This is a genomic window from Brevundimonas sp. (assembly GCF_041648115.1).
Classification (GTDB): domain Bacteria; phylum Pseudomonadota; class Alphaproteobacteria; order Caulobacterales; family Caulobacteraceae; genus Brevundimonas.
On sequence record NZ_JBAZPR010000003.1, the window covers coordinates 120,289 to 135,774 of the forward strand.

General features: G+C 67.4%; 13 protein-coding genes and 1 tRNA gene. 9 read left to right on the plus strand and 5 right to left on the minus strand.

The genetic code is table 11. From position 1 onward, the window contains the following. Positions 1 to 3: 3 nt before the first annotated feature. A complete protein-coding gene (locus tag WC597_RS03575) occupies positions 4 to 1,122 on the plus strand; it encodes an acyl-CoA dehydrogenase family protein (protein ID WP_372691874.1) in 1,119 nt (372 codons plus the stop codon). Positions 1,123 to 1,129: 7 nt separating this feature from the next. On the opposite strand, the gene WC597_RS03580 is transcribed toward WC597_RS03575, so the two are convergent. Beyond that, entirely contained in the window at positions 1,130 to 2,449 is a 1,320-nt protein-coding gene (locus tag WC597_RS03580) for an Hsp70 family protein (protein ID WP_372691876.1), read from the minus strand. A gap of 80 nt (positions 2,450 to 2,529) precedes the next feature. Continuing rightward, positions 2,530 to 2,982, minus strand: a complete 453-nt coding sequence (locus WC597_RS03585) for an NINE protein (protein WP_372691877.1) — start codon at positions 2,980 to 2,982, stop codon at positions 2,530 to 2,532. Between the two features lie 87 nt (positions 2,983 to 3,069). On the opposite strand from WC597_RS03585, the gene WC597_RS03590 reads away from it, so the two are divergent. Further along, positions 3,070 to 3,321 (plus strand): hypothetical protein, encoded by a 252-nt coding sequence (locus tag WC597_RS03590; protein ID WP_372691879.1) that lies wholly within the window; start codon positions 3,070 to 3,072, stop codon positions 3,319 to 3,321. Between the two features lie 100 nt (positions 3,322 to 3,421). Here WC597_RS03590 and WC597_RS03595 read toward each other — a convergent pair. Continuing rightward, positions 3,422 to 3,511: transfer RNA gene (locus WC597_RS03595), tRNA-Ser, on the minus strand. Positions 3,512 to 3,617: 106 nt separating this feature from the next. Between WC597_RS03595 and WC597_RS03600 the strand changes: the two genes are divergently transcribed. From WC597_RS03600 to WC597_RS03620, 5 genes are read left to right on the plus strand one after another with little or no spacing between them, the layout of a single operon-like run. After that, positions 3,618 to 4,466 carry a septal ring lytic transglycosylase RlpA family protein gene (locus WC597_RS03600; protein WP_372691880.1) on the plus strand — a complete coding sequence of 283 codons (849 nt, stop codon included), beginning with the start codon at positions 3,618 to 3,620 and terminating at the stop codon, positions 4,464 to 4,466. 49 nt (positions 4,467 to 4,515) lie between these two features. Beyond that, a complete protein-coding gene (gene tmk, locus WC597_RS03605) occupies positions 4,516 to 5,148 on the plus strand; it encodes a dTMP kinase (RefSeq protein ID WP_372691881.1) in 633 nt (210 codons plus the stop codon). Beyond that, on the plus strand, positions 5,145 to 6,137 hold the full coding sequence (locus WC597_RS03610; protein ID WP_372691882.1) for a DNA polymerase III subunit delta': 993 nt from the start codon (positions 5,145 to 5,147) through the stop codon (positions 6,135 to 6,137). Before tmk ends, WC597_RS03610 begins: the two co-directional genes overlap by 4 nt. Further along, positions 6,137 to 6,919 (plus strand): TatD family hydrolase, encoded by a 783-nt coding sequence (locus WC597_RS03615; protein WP_372691883.1) that lies wholly within the window; start codon positions 6,137 to 6,139, stop codon positions 6,917 to 6,919. The genes WC597_RS03610 and WC597_RS03615 overlap by 1 nt, the downstream gene beginning before the upstream one ends. Further along, positions 6,916 to 7,710 (plus strand): MBL fold metallo-hydrolase, encoded by a 795-nt coding sequence (locus WC597_RS03620; RefSeq protein ID WP_372691884.1) that lies wholly within the window; start codon positions 6,916 to 6,918, stop codon positions 7,708 to 7,710. Before WC597_RS03615 ends, WC597_RS03620 begins: the two co-directional genes overlap by 4 nt. Positions 7,711 to 7,761: 51 nt before the next feature. Here WC597_RS03620 and WC597_RS03625 read toward each other — a convergent pair whose 3' ends face one another. Both WC597_RS03625 and recG read right to left on the minus strand, forming a co-directional pair. Next, on the minus strand, positions 7,762 to 9,375 hold the full coding sequence (locus WC597_RS03625) for an NAD(P)/FAD-dependent oxidoreductase (protein ID WP_372691885.1): 1,614 nt from the start codon (positions 9,373 to 9,375) through the stop codon (positions 7,762 to 7,764). An 89-nt stretch (positions 9,376 to 9,464) separates the two neighbouring features. Next, a complete protein-coding gene (gene recG, locus WC597_RS03630; RefSeq protein WP_372691886.1) occupies positions 9,465 to 11,552 on the minus strand; it encodes an ATP-dependent DNA helicase RecG in 2,088 nt (695 codons plus the stop codon). Between the two features lie 189 nt (positions 11,553 to 11,741). On the opposite strand from recG, the gene WC597_RS03635 reads away from it, so the two are divergent. Both WC597_RS03635 and mfd read left to right on the plus strand, forming a co-directional pair. After that, complete coding sequence (locus WC597_RS03635; RefSeq protein WP_372691887.1) at positions 11,742 to 12,035, plus strand: succinate dehydrogenase assembly factor 2; 294 nt, start codon at positions 11,742 to 11,744, stop codon at positions 12,033 to 12,035. After that, positions 12,035 to 15,484, plus strand: coding sequence for a transcription-repair coupling factor (gene mfd, locus WC597_RS03640; RefSeq protein ID WP_372691888.1), 3,450 nt, complete (start codon positions 12,035 to 12,037; stop codon positions 15,482 to 15,484). The genes WC597_RS03635 and mfd overlap by 1 nt, the downstream gene beginning before the upstream one ends. Positions 15,485 to 15,486: the final 2 nt, after the last annotated feature.

Sequence of the window (15,486 nt, forward strand, 5' to 3'; positions counted from 1 at the left end):
ACGATGCCGCTGATCCTGACCGAAGAACAGACGATGTTGCAGGACGCCGCCGACGGCTTCCTGAACGAACGGGCGCCGATCGCCCACATGCGCAAGCTGCGGAACGAGCGCGACGCCGACGGGGTGTCGCGCGACCTGTGGCGGGCGTTCGGCGAGATGGGTTTCGCCGGCGTCATCATTCCAGAGGCCCTGGGCGGCATGGGTCTGGGCGCCGTGGAGGCCGGAGTGATCGCCGAGAGCCTGGGGCGCACCCTGACGCCGTCGCCGTATCTGGGGTCGTCGATCCTGTCGGCCAAGGTGCTGATCGAGGGCGGGTCGCAGACGCAGCAGGCCTGGTTGCCCAGGATCGCGGCGGGTGACGCCATTCTGGCGCTTGCAGTGGACGAGGGCGCCAAGCACGCGCCGTCGCGGATCACCACGCGGGCCGATCGGGCCGGCAACGGTTTCAAGCTGAACGGGGCCAAGGCCTTCGTGCTGGACGGCCATGTGGCGGACGCCCTGATCGTTGTGGCCGAAGCGGATGAGGGAACGACGCTGTTCCTGGTCGATCCGGCGACGGCGGGCGTCGTGGTCGAGCGCACGATGATGGTCGATGCGCACAACGCAGCGCGGGTCACGCTGACCGACGTGGCGGTCGATGCGGACGCGGTGATTGGTGCGGTCGGGGGCGGGGAGGCGCTGCTGGACGGGGCGCTGAACCTGGGACGGGCCTGTGCGGCCTCCAGCCTGACCGGCGCGGGGGATCAGGCGTTCAAGACGACGCTGGACTATCTGCGGACCCGCAAACAGTTCGGCAAGCTGATCGGCGAGTTCCAGGCGCTGCAGCACCGGGCCGCGCACCTGTTTTCCGAGCTGGAGCTGGCGCGAGCGGTGACGATCGGCGCCCAGCTGGCTATCGACGAGGGGCGCGAGGATGCGTCGCTGGCGGCCTCCATCGCCAAGGCCAAGGCGGGGCGTGTCGCCGAGCTGGCGGTGCAGGAGGCGGTTCAGATGCACGGCGGCGTCGGCATGACCGACGAGTTCGACGTGGGCCTGTTCATGAAGCGGGTGCGGGTGCTGAACGAACTGCTGGGCGACGCCGGTTTCCATGCCGAACGGGTGGCGCGGGCGCAGGGCTTCTAGTTAGGTTCTAACCCGCCTTCTCGCTCCACAAATCCAGATCCGGCTCGCGGCCGATCAGGGCCAGGCCGGCGGCGATGGATTCGAACTCTCCGCCGGTCTCGATCCGCTCTGCGCCGAAGCGGCTCTGGAAGATCGCGCGCACGGCCGGCACGAAGGAGGTGCCGCCGGTCAGGAAGACCCGGTCGATGGCGTCGGGGCCCAGGCCGCTGCGGCTCATGGCCTCGTCCACCGCGCCTTCGATGGCGGCCAGTTCCGGCGCAATCCAGCGTTCGAAGTCGGCGCGGGCGACCGGTTTTTCGATATGGACGCCGCCGGCCTGGAACAGGAAGGTGGCGGTTTCGTCGGCCGACAGGGCCATCTTCAGCGTGGACACGGCGCGGTAGAGGTCGTGGCCGTGGTTGTCGTCCAGCACCTCGATCAGGCGCTCGATCTTCTCCGGCTCCAGCGCCGTGCGGGCCAGGGAGCGGATGTCGCGCATGTCCCGTGACGCGCGCAGCAGGGCCAGCTGATCCCAGCGCGCAAAGGCGGAATAATAGCGCTGCGGGATCGGCAACTGTTTGCCGACCGAGCTGTAGAGACCGCCCTTGCCCAGTTCGGGCGAGACCAGCTGGTCGATGATCCGATAGTCGAAGGCGTCGCCCGCCACGCCCACGCCCGAGCGGGCCAGAGGCGTCGAACGCAGGCCGTCGTCCGTCCGCTCGAACCGGATGATGGAAAAGTCGCTGGTGCCGCCGCCGAAATCGGCGACCAGAACCGTGGCGTCCTGCTTCAGCGTGCGCGCGAAATAGAAGGCCGCGCCGACCGGCTCGTGCGCATAGCGGATGTCGGTGAAGCCCAGCCGCTCGAACGCCGTCTGATAACGTGACAGGGCCAGAGTCTCGTCAGGATTGCCGCCCGCAAAGGTCACGGGGCGGCCGACGATGACGGCGGGCGGGGTGTTCGCCAACTCGTCGCCCGCATGGTGGCGCAGGCGCAGGAGGAAGGCGGCCAGCAGGTCCTCGAACGCATAGCGACGGTTGTCGATACGGGTCTCGGTGAAGGCGGCGCTGGCGGCGAAGGTCTTGAACGACTGGATGAAGCGGGTCTCCAGCGGATCCTCGACATAGGCGGCGATGGCCCAGGGCCCGGCCTCGACCACGCGCTCGGGCGGCTGACCATCCACGCCCTGATGGATCTGGAAGCTGAGCGCCGAGCGGAATGTGGTGGTCTGGCCCTCGACCGCGTCGAAGGTCACCAGCCGGGCGAGGCCGTCCGCATCGGTCAGGGCCACGACCGTATTGGTCGTGCCGAAATCGATCCCGATCGTCATCGGTTTCGTCGCCGTCATGGCAGGGCTCCAGGCAGGGGAGCCGGGTTCCTAACGTCAGGCGAGGCAATAGCAAGCGTTAATGAGGGCACCCGCCTGTGTCAGACGATGGCGTTGCCGGGGGCGCCCAGAATGCGACGCTTCTGGGCTTCGTATTCGTCGCTGGAGATGGCGCCGCTGTCGCGCAGGGCTGCGAACTTCGTCAGATCGTCCACGGACGCGCTCTCTCGGCGTGGCGTCGCATTTAGCCGCAGCATAAGGTCCGCATTGTAGGCGCTGATGATGCCGCCCAGCAGGAAGACATCGATCAAAAGCCACAGGCCGAGCGCGCCCAAGAAAAAGAAGCCGATACCCAGCAGGATGGTTGTCCAGCCCAGGATCGCCAGAATCAGCTGGCCGACGGCAGAGCCTGTCCGACCCGCATAGAAGCGGTGCCCGCCGATACCGCCCGTGAAGAACCAGAGCAGATAGGCGACGCCTGCCGACTTCTTGTTCGACTCGAACGCCATCAGCGCCTGTGTGTCGGCGCTCAGGCCGTTCGATTGATGTGACATATCCACCCCCGTGAAGAAGAACGTCATTCAACCTGTGGGGCTTGTAGTCAAGACTTTTGGATTGTGTCGAGCGGTCGAGGCAGGTCTATGAACCTGGACCATCGTTGTGGCTTCGTTCTGCGAGGGGAAATCGAAATGGCAAGAGTGGCGACAGAGACGGATTATCTGCAGGTTGAAGGGGACTATGGCTATGTCGATGGAGTCGAAGTGACGTGCAAAAGATGCATGCACTCTGAACAGAGTGGTGGGACTCACGATGGCTCGCTGAAACGCTGCGCATTTCTGCTTCGAGAAAACTGCCCGCTCGGCGAGGACAACTTTTACGATGTGGCTGAATGAACGCGCGGATGCTTAGCGATTTCAAAGTGCCGCAATGACCAGAGGCGCACCTCGCCTGTAATAGCGGCCATCGGCAGTTCCGGCGTCTGTATCGGGCGACTGGCGGAAGCGGTGGGATTCGAACCCACGGACGGCTCTCACCGTCGCTGGTTTTCAAGACCAGTGCCTTAAACCACTCGGCCACACTTCCTCGCCGCCGCAGCGGAGGCGGACGCCATAGCAGGCGAACGGGTCATTAACCAAAGCGGAAATGTCTTCGGTCATCCTGTTTTCGTATTTTTTGCGAAGGCGTTTCGATGACGTTTGGACAGTGGGTGCGCGGCGCCCTGATCCTGGGGCTGTTCTCGCTGCTGGCGGCCTGTTCGACGGCGGGCGGCGTCGATGTCGGCGGATCGCGCGGCGCCGAGCGCCCGCCTGTGGTCAAGAATCCTGCGCCGATCGTGTCGGGAACGATGCGGCCGTATCAGGTGCGCGGGCGCTGGTACACGCCCAAGGAACAGCCGGATTACGAAGAGGTCGGGATGGCGTCCTGGTACGGCGACGCCTTCAACGGGCGGCCGACCTCGACCGGCGAGCGGTTCGACATGCATGCCCTGACGGCGGCGCACAAGACCCTGCCTCTGCCCGGTCTGGTCGAGGTGACGAACCTGGAGAACGGGCGGCGGCTGGTGGTGCGGATCAACGACCGGGGGCCGTTCGTGGACAGCCGGATCATCGACCTGTCGCGCGAGGCGGCGAGCGAACTGGGGATGCTGTCGCAGGGCGTGGGGCGGGTTCGGGTGCGCTATCTGGGCCGGGCGCCGCAGCAGGGCGGGGGCGCGCTGTTGAGGGCGTCGTCGCCCACGCCGCGCGTCTCGGCGATGGTGAGTGCGCCCGTGAGCAACCCTGTGCAGGCGGCCGTCGCGCCGGCTGCGCCTGTGATGACCGAGGTCTCGACCTATTGGGTGCAGGCGGGGAGTTTCTCGGATCAGGGCGAGGCCCGGCGAATCGCCGACAGCCTGAGCGGCTGGGTGCGGGCCGACCTGAACGGCGGACGGTTCAACGTCGTGGTGGGGCCGTGGGACAGCGCCAATGCGGCCGAAGCGGCGCGCCAGTCGGTCGTGGCGCGGGGTTACGCGGGCGCCCTGTTGATATCCGGCAACTGATCGCGCGCGCGGGCTTGCGCCGGGTGGCGCCTGCGCGCCATGAAGGCGCGTGACCCGTGGACAATTCATAAGCTTCGAAGGCGGCGAGGGCGCCGGCAAGTCGACCCAGGTCGGGCGGCTGGTCGCGCGGCTGCAACCCGTGCTTGGCGACCGCAATGTGGTGCGCACCCGCGAGCCGGGCGGATCCAGGGGGGCGGAGGTGATCCGCAACCTGGTGGTGGCCACGGACGCCGAGCCGTGGTCGGCCATGACCGAGACCCTGCTGATGTACGCCTCGCGCTCGGACCATCTGGAGCGGACCATCCGCCCGGCGCTGGCGGTCGGCGACTGGGTGGTGTGCGACCGGTTCGCCGACAGCAGTCGCGCCTATCAGGGCGCGGGCGGCGGCGTGGCCCAGAGCGTCATCGAACAGATCGACGCGGGCGTGGTCGGGGACGATCAACCGGACTTGACCCTGGTGTTCGACCTGCCGGTCGAGGTGGGGCTGGAGCGGGCCTTCGGGCGCGGCCTGTTCGAGACGCGGTTCGAATCGAAGGGCGTGGAGTTCCACCAGCGCCTGCGCGAGGGCTTCCTGCGCATCGTCGAGGCCAATCCGCAGCGGTGCGTGCTGATCGATGCTGTGGGATCGCTGGACGAGGTCGAGGCGCGGGTCTGGCAGGCGGTTCAGGATCGGCTGCTGTGAGCGAAGATCATCCCCGCGACCGGTTCGACCTGATCCCCGACGCGGCGGCGGAGACGGCGTTTCTGGACGCCTGGGAGCGGGGCCGTCTGCACCATGCCTGGCTTTTGTGCGGGGTCGAGGGGACGGGCAAGGCGACCTTCGCCTATCGCGCGGCGCGGCGGTTATTGGGGGCGGCGGCCGATCCGGCGCGCGGGCCGCTGGGCGCGCGGCGCGAGGATCCGGTCAGCCGGCTGATCTCGGCCCAGTCGCACCCTGATCTGCTGGTGCTGGAGCGGTTGGTCGAGGGGGGCAAGACCAAGAAGTCGATCTCGGTCGATCAGTCGCGCGAACTGCCGGAGTTCTTTTCCAAAAGCCCGTCGCAGGCCCAGTATCGGGTGGCGATCATCGACGCGGCCGATGACCTGAACATCAATGCCGCCAATGCCTTGCTGAAAGTTCTTGAAGAGCCGCCCGAGCGTGGTGTGCTGTTTCTGGTGACCCATGCGCCGGGGCGGCTGTTGGCCACGATCCGGTCCCGGTGCCGACGGCTGAGCTTTCCCATCTGGACGCCGGATCGGCTGGAGACCCTGGTGCGTAACCGCACGGGGGCCGAGCCGGAGGACGCCGAACATGCGGCGATCATGGCGGGAGGATCGCCGGGCGCGGCTCTGGCCCTGGCCTCGGGCGCGACCTTCGAGATGGATCAGCTGGCGCGGCGCTGGGTCGAGGGCGATGTGGACCGGGCCGAAGCCCTGGCCATCGCCGACAAGTTCCGGGGCGCGGAGGGGCAGGAGCGGTTCGAGACCCTGATGGACCGGCTGATTGCGGCGGTGCGGATGCGGGCGCTGCAGAGCGCGCCGGGCGCCGGAAATCGTTGGGCCGAGCTGTGGGAACGGCTGCAGCCGCTGCCGGAACGGACGATGGGGCTGAACCTGGACAAGGCCGATGTGCTGGCCGGGGCGCTGGCGGACCTGAAGCGGGTGCAGGCCCAGCAGGAACGGATGGGCTGATGCTGATCGACAGCCATGTGAACCTGCACGCGCCGCAGTTCGACGACGACCGTGATGCGGTCATCGCCCGGGCGCGCGAGGCCGGGGTCGGCCTGATGGTCGAGATCTCCGACAAGCTGACCACCTTCGAGGCCATTCATGGTCTGGCAATGGCGCACGACGACATCTGGTGCACGGTCGGGGTCCATCCGCATGAGGCCAAGGACGCGGCGGGCCTGACGGCGGCGACCCTGATCGAGCTGGCGCAACGGCCAAAGGTGGTCGGGATCGGCGAGTGTGGGCTGGACTTCCACTATGACTTCAGCCCGCGCGAGGTTCAGGCGGCGGTGTTCCGCCAGCATGTGGCGGCGGCGCGCGAGACGGGCCTGCCGCTGGTGATCCACACCCGCGAAGCGGACGAGGTGATGGCGACGATTCTGCGCGAGGAATACGACGCCGGGCCGTTCAAGATGTTGATGCACTGCTACACCAGCGGGGCGGAACTGGCTAAGATCGCTGCGGAAATGGGGGCATGGTTCTCGGTTTCGGGCATCGCCACCTTCAAGGCGGCCGAAGATGTTCGGGCGATGATCCGCGACATGCCGGCGGACCGGATCATCGTCGAGACCGACTGCCCCTATCTGGCGCCCATCCCGCACCGGGGGCGGCGCAATGAGCCGGCCTACGTCCGCCACGTGCTGGACAAGCTGGCCGAGATCCGGGGATGGAGCGCGGAAGAGGCTGATCAGCGCACGACCGAGGCCTTCTTCGGCCTCTTTGACCGGATACCCAGACCCGCATGAGCTTCGAGGTCGTCATCCTGGGCAGCGGATCGTCGGGCGGGGTGCCGCGGGGCGACGGGGACTGGGGCGTCTGCGACCCCGCCGAGCCGAGGAACCGGCGGACACGCTGTTCGATGCTGGCGAGGAAGACCGGGTCGGAGGGGGTGACCAACGTCCTGATCGACACCTCGCCGGACCTGCGTGAACAGATGCTGGCCAGCGGCACGAAGCATGTGGATGCCGTCCTCTATACCCACGATCACGCCGATCAGACCCATGGGATCGACGATCTGAGGACATTCGCCGCGCGGGCGCGGAAGCGAATTTCGGCGTGGATGGATGAGGCGACGCATGGCTCGCTGACGCATCGGTTCGACTATATCTTCGAGAGCAAGTTCGGCTATCCGCCGTTGCTGGACGGGCGGATCATTCCGGCCCACGGGACGGCCTGGTTGGTCGAGGGAGCGGGCGGTGCGATCCCGGTCACGACCTTCGATCAGGCGCATGGGCCGATCCGGTCGGTCGGGTATCGGCTGGGCGACATGGCCTATTCCAGCGACGTATCCGATCTGGACGAGGCGGCGCTGGCGGCTGTGGCCGGGTGCAAGATCTGGATCGTGGACGCCCTGCGTTACGCGCCGCACCCGACCCATGCGCATCTGGACCGGGCGCTGGAGTGGATCGCCGCCGCAGATGTGGAACGGGCGGTGCTGACGAACCTGCATATCGACATGGATTACAACGAACTGTCGGCGATTGTTCCCGCCAACGTCGAGGTCGGGTTCGACGGCTGGAGCCGCATGATCGGCTGAGGCTGGCAGGTTTGGCGGGGCGGACAGCGCAGCCTATGCGCCACCTCTTGTCTACGCCGCCACCTTCGCGACCATCGACCGAGCGACGGCTTCGGCCACCTTGATGCCGTCAACGGCGGCCGACAGGATGCCGCCAGCATAGCCGGCGCCTTCGCCGGCAGGGAACAGGCCGCGTACGTTCAGGCTCTGAAAGTCGGCGCCGCGGGTCATTCGGATCGGGGATGAACTCCGGGTTTCGACGCCCGTCAGAACCGCCTGGGCGTCGTCGTAACGGGCGATCTTGCGGCCGAAGACGGGCAGGGCCTCGCGCATTGCGGCGATCACATAGTCGGGCATCAGCGGCGCGAGGTCGGTTGGGCGCACGCCCGGTTTGTAGCTGGGAACAACCTCCCCCAGCGCGGTCGAGGCGCGGTCCGCCAGGAAGTCGCCGACCAGCTGGCCCGGCGCGAAATAGTCCCCGCCGCCGGCCGCGTAGGCGCGGGTCTCCAGCTCACGTTGCAGTTCGATGCCCGCCAGCGGGTGGTCGCTCCCGTAGTCTTCGGGCGAGATGCCGACCACGAAGCCGGAGTTGGCGTTCCGCTCGTTGCGCGAATATTGGCTCATGCCATTGGTCACGACGCGGCCGGGTTCGCTGGTGGCCGCGACCACGGTGCCGCCCGGGCACATGCAGAAGCTGTAGACGGTGCGACCGTTGCTGCAATGGTGCGAAAGCGTGTAGGCCGCCGCGCCCAGATCGGGGTGGCCGGCGCAAGGACCGAACATCGCCCGATCGATCCACGACTGCGGATGCTCGATGCGGAAGCCGATCGAGAACGGCTTGGCCTCGATATGGACGCCGCGCTCGTAGAGAGTCCGGAAGGTGTCGCGCGACGAATGGCCGATGGCGAAGACCACGTGATCGGCCTCCAGAGTCTCGCCGGTGTGCAGGCGCACGCCCCGGATGGCGCCCTTGTCGAGATCGATGTCAGTGACCCGGTGCTCGAACCGGTACTCGCCGCCCAGGGCCTCGATCTTCTCGCGGATGGCCTCGACCATGGTCACCAGGCGGAAGGTGCCAATGTGCGGGTGGGCGTCGGTAAGGATTTCCTCCGGCGCGCCGGCCGCGACGAACTCGGTCAGCACCTTGCGGGCCAGGAAGCGCGGATCCTTGATCTGGCTGTACAGCTTGCCGTCGGAGAAGGTGCCCGCACCGCCCTCGCCATACTGGACGTTGGACTCCGGGTGCAGCTTTCCCTTGCGCCACAGCTCCCAGGTGTCCTTGGTTCTCTCACGGACCACCTTGCCGCGGTCGAGGATGATCGGCTTGAAGCCCATCTCGGCCAGGATCAGCCCGGCGAACAAGCCGCACGGCCCGGCCCCGATTACGACCGGCCGAAGGCGCCCGGTCTTGGGCGCAACAGCGACCGGGCGATAGGCGACGTCTGGCGTCGGCGCCACGTGCACGTCGTCCGCAAGGCGGGCCAGCACCGCCGATTCATCCCTCACCTCGACGTCGAGGATGTAGACTTTCAGAATCGCAGATTTCCTGCGGGCATCGTGCGCCCGCTTCCATATCGACCAGGACACAAGATCTTGCGGCGGCACGCCCAAGCGGGCGGCGATCGCGGCGGGCAAGGCCTCCGGCGGGTGGTCGAGGGGCAGCTTAAGTTCTGACAGGCGCAACATCCGGGCCGTTCTAGCCGCTCGTGTGTTTTGATCCTAGGCACAAGGCTCAGGATGACGGCGCGGGCGTGGGAGTGGGCGAGGCCGCCCGCTCAGTCCGACCCCGACTTGTGCCCCTTCCAGTCGAACAGCTCCTCCAGCACCTGCAACGCCTGGCCGCGTTCGGAGGTCAGGTCGGGGTCGCGGTTCATGATCAGGCGGGCGTCGTCGGCGGCGACCAGCATCAAGGATCTGTGGCGGATCGGGTCGGCGAAACGATAGGCGGGGAAGCCGCTCTGTTTCAGGCCCAGGGGGTCGCCGCCGCCCCGCAGGCGGAAGTCTTCCTCGGCGATCTCGAAACCGTCCTCGGTGCGGCGCAGGGTTTCCAGCCGTTCTTTCGCGGTTTCACCGAGGGCGCCGTCCTGGCCGCCGTAAAGCAGGATGCAGGAACTGGCCTTCGAGCCCCGGCCGACGCGGCCGCGTAGCTGGTGCAACTGGGCGAGGCCGAAGCGGTCGGCGTGTTCGATGACCATGATCGAGGCGTTGGGCACATCGACACCGACCTCCACCACCGTGGTGGCGACCAGCAGGGGAATGCGGCCGTCGGCGAAGTCGGCCATGACGGTTTCGCGCTCGGCGCCGGGCATCTGGCCGTGGGCCAGGCCGATCTCGACGCCCAGCAGGCGGCGCAGATCATCGGCGCGGTCGACGGCGGCGGCCAGGTCGACGGCTTCGGACTCCTCCACCAGCGGGCAGATCCAGTAGGCCTGGGCGCCGGCGTCGATGGCGGTCTTGAGCCGGGCGGCGACCTCTCCGATGCGGACCAGGGGAACCACTGCGGTCGTGACGGGGGTGCGGCCGGGCGGTTTTTCCAAAAGGCGGCTGACCTCCAGTTCGCCGTACTGGGTCAGCTCCAGCGTGCGGGGGATGGGGGTGGCCGACATGGTCAGCAGGTGGACGGCGCCGATGCGAGGGTCGCCCTTGGCCTGAAGCCGCTGGCGTTCGTTGACGCCGAACCGGTGCTGTTCGTCGATGACGGCGAGGGCCAGGCGGTCGAAGCGGACGGCGTCCTGGAACAGGGCGTGGGTGCCGATGGCGACCTGGGCTTGGCCTGAAGCCAGCGCGGCCAGTTTCTCGCGGCGCTGGCCGTTGGTGTCGCGGCCGGTCAGCAGGACGGCGGTGACGCCGGCCGCCTCCAGCAGGGGGCCGAGCTTTTCGAAATGCTGACGGGCCAGGATCTCGGTCGGGGCCATCAGGGCGGACTGAAAACCGCTGGAGGCCGCGTCGGCCAGGGCCAGGGCGGCGACGGCGGTCTTGCCCGAGCCCACGTCGCCTTGCAGCAATCGGCCCATCTGCTGGCCCGAAGCCAGGTCGCGACGGATTTCGGCGACGGCCTGGTCCTGGGCGTTGGTCAGGGTGAAGGGCAGGGTCTGGAGCAGGTGTTCGGAGGCTGCTCCAGCTGTGATGACGGGCGCGGGCTTGATCTCACGGGCGCGGCGACGGCGTGCCAGGGCCAGTTGGTGAGCCAGGAACTCGTCATAGGCCAGGCGCTGGCGGGCGGGGGCGTCGGGCGACAGGTCGACCTCGCCCGCGGGGGCGTGCAGGGCGTCCAGCGCGGCGCGCCAGGACAGCCAGTCCTGCTTCTTCAGCCAGGCGGCGTCCTGCCATTCCGGCAGGTCGGCGGCGGCGGGCAGGGCGGCCGAGACCAGTTTGCGCAGCTGGCGTGACGTCAAGCCCTGCGTCGCCGGATAGACGGGTTCGGAGGCGGGGATGTCGGCCGCCTTGTCCAGTGTGACGATGTCGGGGTGGACGATCTGGACCTCGCCGTTGAAGCGTTCGACCTTGCCCGAGACCAGCCGCGTCTCGCCGCGCGGCAGCAGACGGTCGATATGCTGGGGCGAGCCGCCGAACCAGACCAGATGGACGAAGCCTGTCGGGTCGCTGGCCCGGACCTTGAGCGGGGCGCCGGGGCGGCTGGGCGGGAACAGCCGGTCGATGGTCACCGTGAAGATCCCGACCTCGCCGTCGACGGCGGTGGCGGCCTCCGTGGCGCGGCGCACGATGACGCCGGAGGGGCTGAGGAAGACAAGGTCGCGCACCAGCGGACCCGCGACCTTCTGCACCAGAGGCAGGACACGGGGCCCCACGCCTTTCAGGGTGGAGACCTCGGCGAACAGGGGAAAGAGAATCTGCGGACGCATCGCCGGGAACATAGCGTGACCATGACGGCTGGCGAAGTGGCCTCAGGAACGCTATTTGCGCTTCTTCCATTCGAGGACGCTAACGCTCGCCACGCGGTGGCTCGCTGCTTGAGCGTCCTTCAACTTTGCCGGGCAAGGATTCTTGTGGCCGAAATCGACGCGCGTCCCCAAAACGAAAGTGGCGGCGAAATGACCCATGAACGCAAGCAGCGGCTGGGCCGCATCCAGTTCCGCGCCTGGCGGCGGGGCTTCCGCGAGGCCGATATGGTGCTGGGCCCGTTCTCGGATCAGGTGGCGCCGACGCTGACGGATGCGGAGCTGGACCAGTTCGAACTGCTGATTGATGAGGAGGATCAGTGGCTCTACGGCTGGATCATCGAACGTGATCCGACGCCGCCCGAGTTCGAGACCCCGGTGATGGCCAAGGTTCGCGCCTTCATGCGCGCCCATGTGGCGGCCGAAGTCGGCAAGGGCATCGGCTGATGGACGCGAAAGTAGTACATCGGACCGACGCCGATCTGGGCGGGGCGCCCGAGGGGTTGGACGCCCTGGTCGTCGCCGAACGCATCAAGGCCGGCGGCGGGGTCGGCGTTTTCGTGGCGCGAGATTATCAGCGGTCGGGCGGCTTCGTTCAGGCGTTCCGCTTCTTCTCGCAAGATATTGAAGTGCTGGAATATCCGGCCTGGGATTGTCTGCCCTATGACCGGCTGAGCCCCACGGCGGGGATCGCGGCGCAGCGGATGGCGACGCTGACAAGGCTTGCGCTGCGCAAGCCCGACGATGCGCCGGTTTTGGTGGTGACGACGGTGTCCGCGGCCATGCAGCGCACACCGCCGAAGTCGGTGACGACACAGGCGGGGTTCGAGACCAAGGTCGGGCGCGACCTCGATATCCAGGCGCTGGAGCGGTATTTCGCCGCCAACGGCTATGTCCGGGCCTCGACCGTGTCGGAGCGGGGCGAGTTCGCGGTGCGCGGCGGGGTGGTCGATGTCTATCCGCCGGGCTTCGAGGAACCGGTGCGACTGGACATGTTCGGCTCCGAACTGGAATCGATCCGCACCTTCGATCCCGAGACCCAGCGCTCGACCGGCCAGATGACGGCGGTGTCGCTGGCGCCCGTTTCCGAAGCCCTGCTGGATGCGGCGGCGATCTCGCGCTTCCGCACCGGCTATCTGAACCTGTTCGGGGCGCCGGGCGACGATCCGCTGTATGCGACCATCAGCGAGGGCGCGCGGCGTCAGGGCATGGAGCAGTGGCTGCCGCTGTTCTACGAGAGCCTGGATTCGCTGTTCGACTATCTGCCGGACCAGGCGCAGATCTTCCTCGACAATCAGGCCGAGAGCGCGCGGGCCGAGCGGTGGGATCTGATCGCAGACGCCTATGACGGACGTGTGGAAGCCGCCAAAACCAAGGGCGCCGCCAGTTCAAATCGCGCCTCGGCGCCCCGGTCGCTCTATCTGGACGCCGGCGACTGGAACCAGGCGCTGGCGGGCCGCGCCGTGCGGCGGTTCACGCCGTTTTCCAGCGGAGGCGAGGATGCGGGCGGCCGGCTGGGCCGGACCTTTGCCGCCGAGCGGGCGCAGGACAGCGTCAATCTGTTCGAGGCGGTGGCGGCCTATGCCCAGACGCTGAAGACCGACGGTAAGCGGGTGCTGTTCGCCTCGTGGACCGAGGGCTCGTCGGAACGATTGGCGACCATGCTGGCGGATCACGGCCTGGATCACATCGTCGCCGTGCGCGACTGGGCCGATGTTCAGGCGGCGCCGAAGGACATCTATCTGCGCGGCGTCTTGCCGGTCGAGCATGGTTTTGCGACGGACGAGGTCGCGGTCATCTCCGAGACCGACATTTTGGGCGACCGTCTTGCGCGGCCGCGCAAGAAGCGGCGGGCGTCGAACTTCCTGGCCGAGGCCTCGGCCCTGACGACCGGGGATCTGGTGGTTCACCTGGATCACGGCATCGGGCGCTACGAAGGTCTGAAGACGCTGGAGATACAGCAGGCGCCGCACGACTGCCTGGAGCTGTTGTATGCCGGTGAGAGCAAACTCTATCTGCCGGTTGAAAATATTGACCTTCTGACCCGATACGGCTCGGATTCAGAAGGCGCGCAGCTGGACCGTCTGGGAGGCGCCGGCTGGCAGGCGCGCAAGTCAAAGGCCAAGGAGCGCCTGCGCGCCATGGCCGAGGGCCTGATCGCCCTGGCCGCCAAACGGGCGCTGCGCGAGACGGACGCTATCGTGCCACCGTCTGGCCTGTTCGCCGAATTCTGCGCTCGCTTCCCCTACGAGGAGACGGACGATCAGCTGAACGCCATCGGGGACGTGCTGGAGGACCTGGGCAAGGGCACGCCGATGGATCGCCTGATCTGCGGCGACGTCGGGTTCGGCAAAACCGAGGTGGCGCTGCGGGCCGCATTCGTGGTGGCCATGACGGGGCAACAGGTGGCCATCGTGGCGCCGACGACTCTGCTGGCGCGCCAGCACTACAAGACCTTCACCGAACGCTTTGCCGGATGGCCGGTGAAGGTGCGGCAACTTTCGCGGATGGTGGGGGCCAAGGAGGCGGCGGAGACGCGGGCGGGCCTGAAGGACGGCTCGGTCGAGATCGTCGTCGGCACCCATGCGGTGCTGTCCGAACAGGTCGGCTTCCGCGACCTGGGTCTGGTCATCGTCGACGAGGAGCAGCACTTTGGCGTCAAGCACAAGGAGAAGCTCAAGTCGCTGCGCGCCGACGTGCATCTGCTGACCCTGACCGCCACGCCGATCCCGCGCACCCTGCAGATGGCGCTGTCGGGCATTCGCGAGATGTCGATCATCGCCACCCCGCCGGTCGATCGCCTGGCGGTGCGGACCTATGTGACGCCGTGGGATCCGGTGCTGGTGCGCGAGGCCTTGTTGCGCGAGAAATATCGCGGGGGTCAGGCCTATTATGTCGCGCCGCGCCTGAAGGACCTGCCGGCCATCGAGAAGTTCCTGCGCGAGCAGGTTCCCGAGATTAAGTTCGTGGTCGGCCACGGCCAGATGGCGCCGACCCAGTTGGAGGAGGTGATGAGCGCCTTCTACGACGGGGAATACGATGTGCTGGTCTCGACCACCATCGTCGAGAGCGGGCTGGACATCCCGACCGCCAACACCTTGGTCGTGCACCGCGCCGACATGTTCGGCCTGGCGCAGCTGTATCAGATCCGGGGTCGGGTCGGCCGGTCCAAGGCGCGGGCCTTCGCCTATCTGACGACCGATGCGGTCAAGCCGATGACCCTTTCGGCCGAGCGGCGGCTGCAAGTGTTGCAGTCGCTGGACAATCTGGGCGCCGGCTTCCAACTGGCCAGCCACGACCTGGACCAGCGTGGCGGAGGCAATCTGCTGGGCGACGAACAGTCGGGCCATATCCGTGAGGTGGGCGTCGAACTGTACCAGCAGATGCTGGAGGATGCGGTCGCCGAGCTGCGCGAGAAGGGCGAGGGGCTGACCGTGGATCGCGGCTGGTCGCCGTCGATCAATGTCGGCGCTTCCGTGCTGATTCCAGAGGAATACGTGCCGGACCTGAACGTCCGTCTCAGCCTGTATCGCCGCCTGTCCGACGCCGAACAGGCCGAGGACCGCGAAGCCCTGGCCGCCGAACTGATCGACCGGTTCGGGCCACTGCCGGACGAGGCGCAGCAACTTCTTAAGATCGTCGGCATCAAATCCAACTGCCGCCGCGCCTGTATCGAGAAGATCGACATCGGGCCGCGTGGCGCGGTGCTGACGCTGCGCGACAACAGCTTCCCCAACCCGATGGGTCTGGTGGGGCTGATCCAGAAGAACCAGGCGTTCTGGAAGATCCGGCCGGATCAGAAGATCGTCGTGACGGGCGACTGGCCCACGGCGGAAGAGCGGCTGAAGGTGGCGGAACGGATCACGGCCGACCTGGCGCGGGTGGCGGGGGCTTAAGC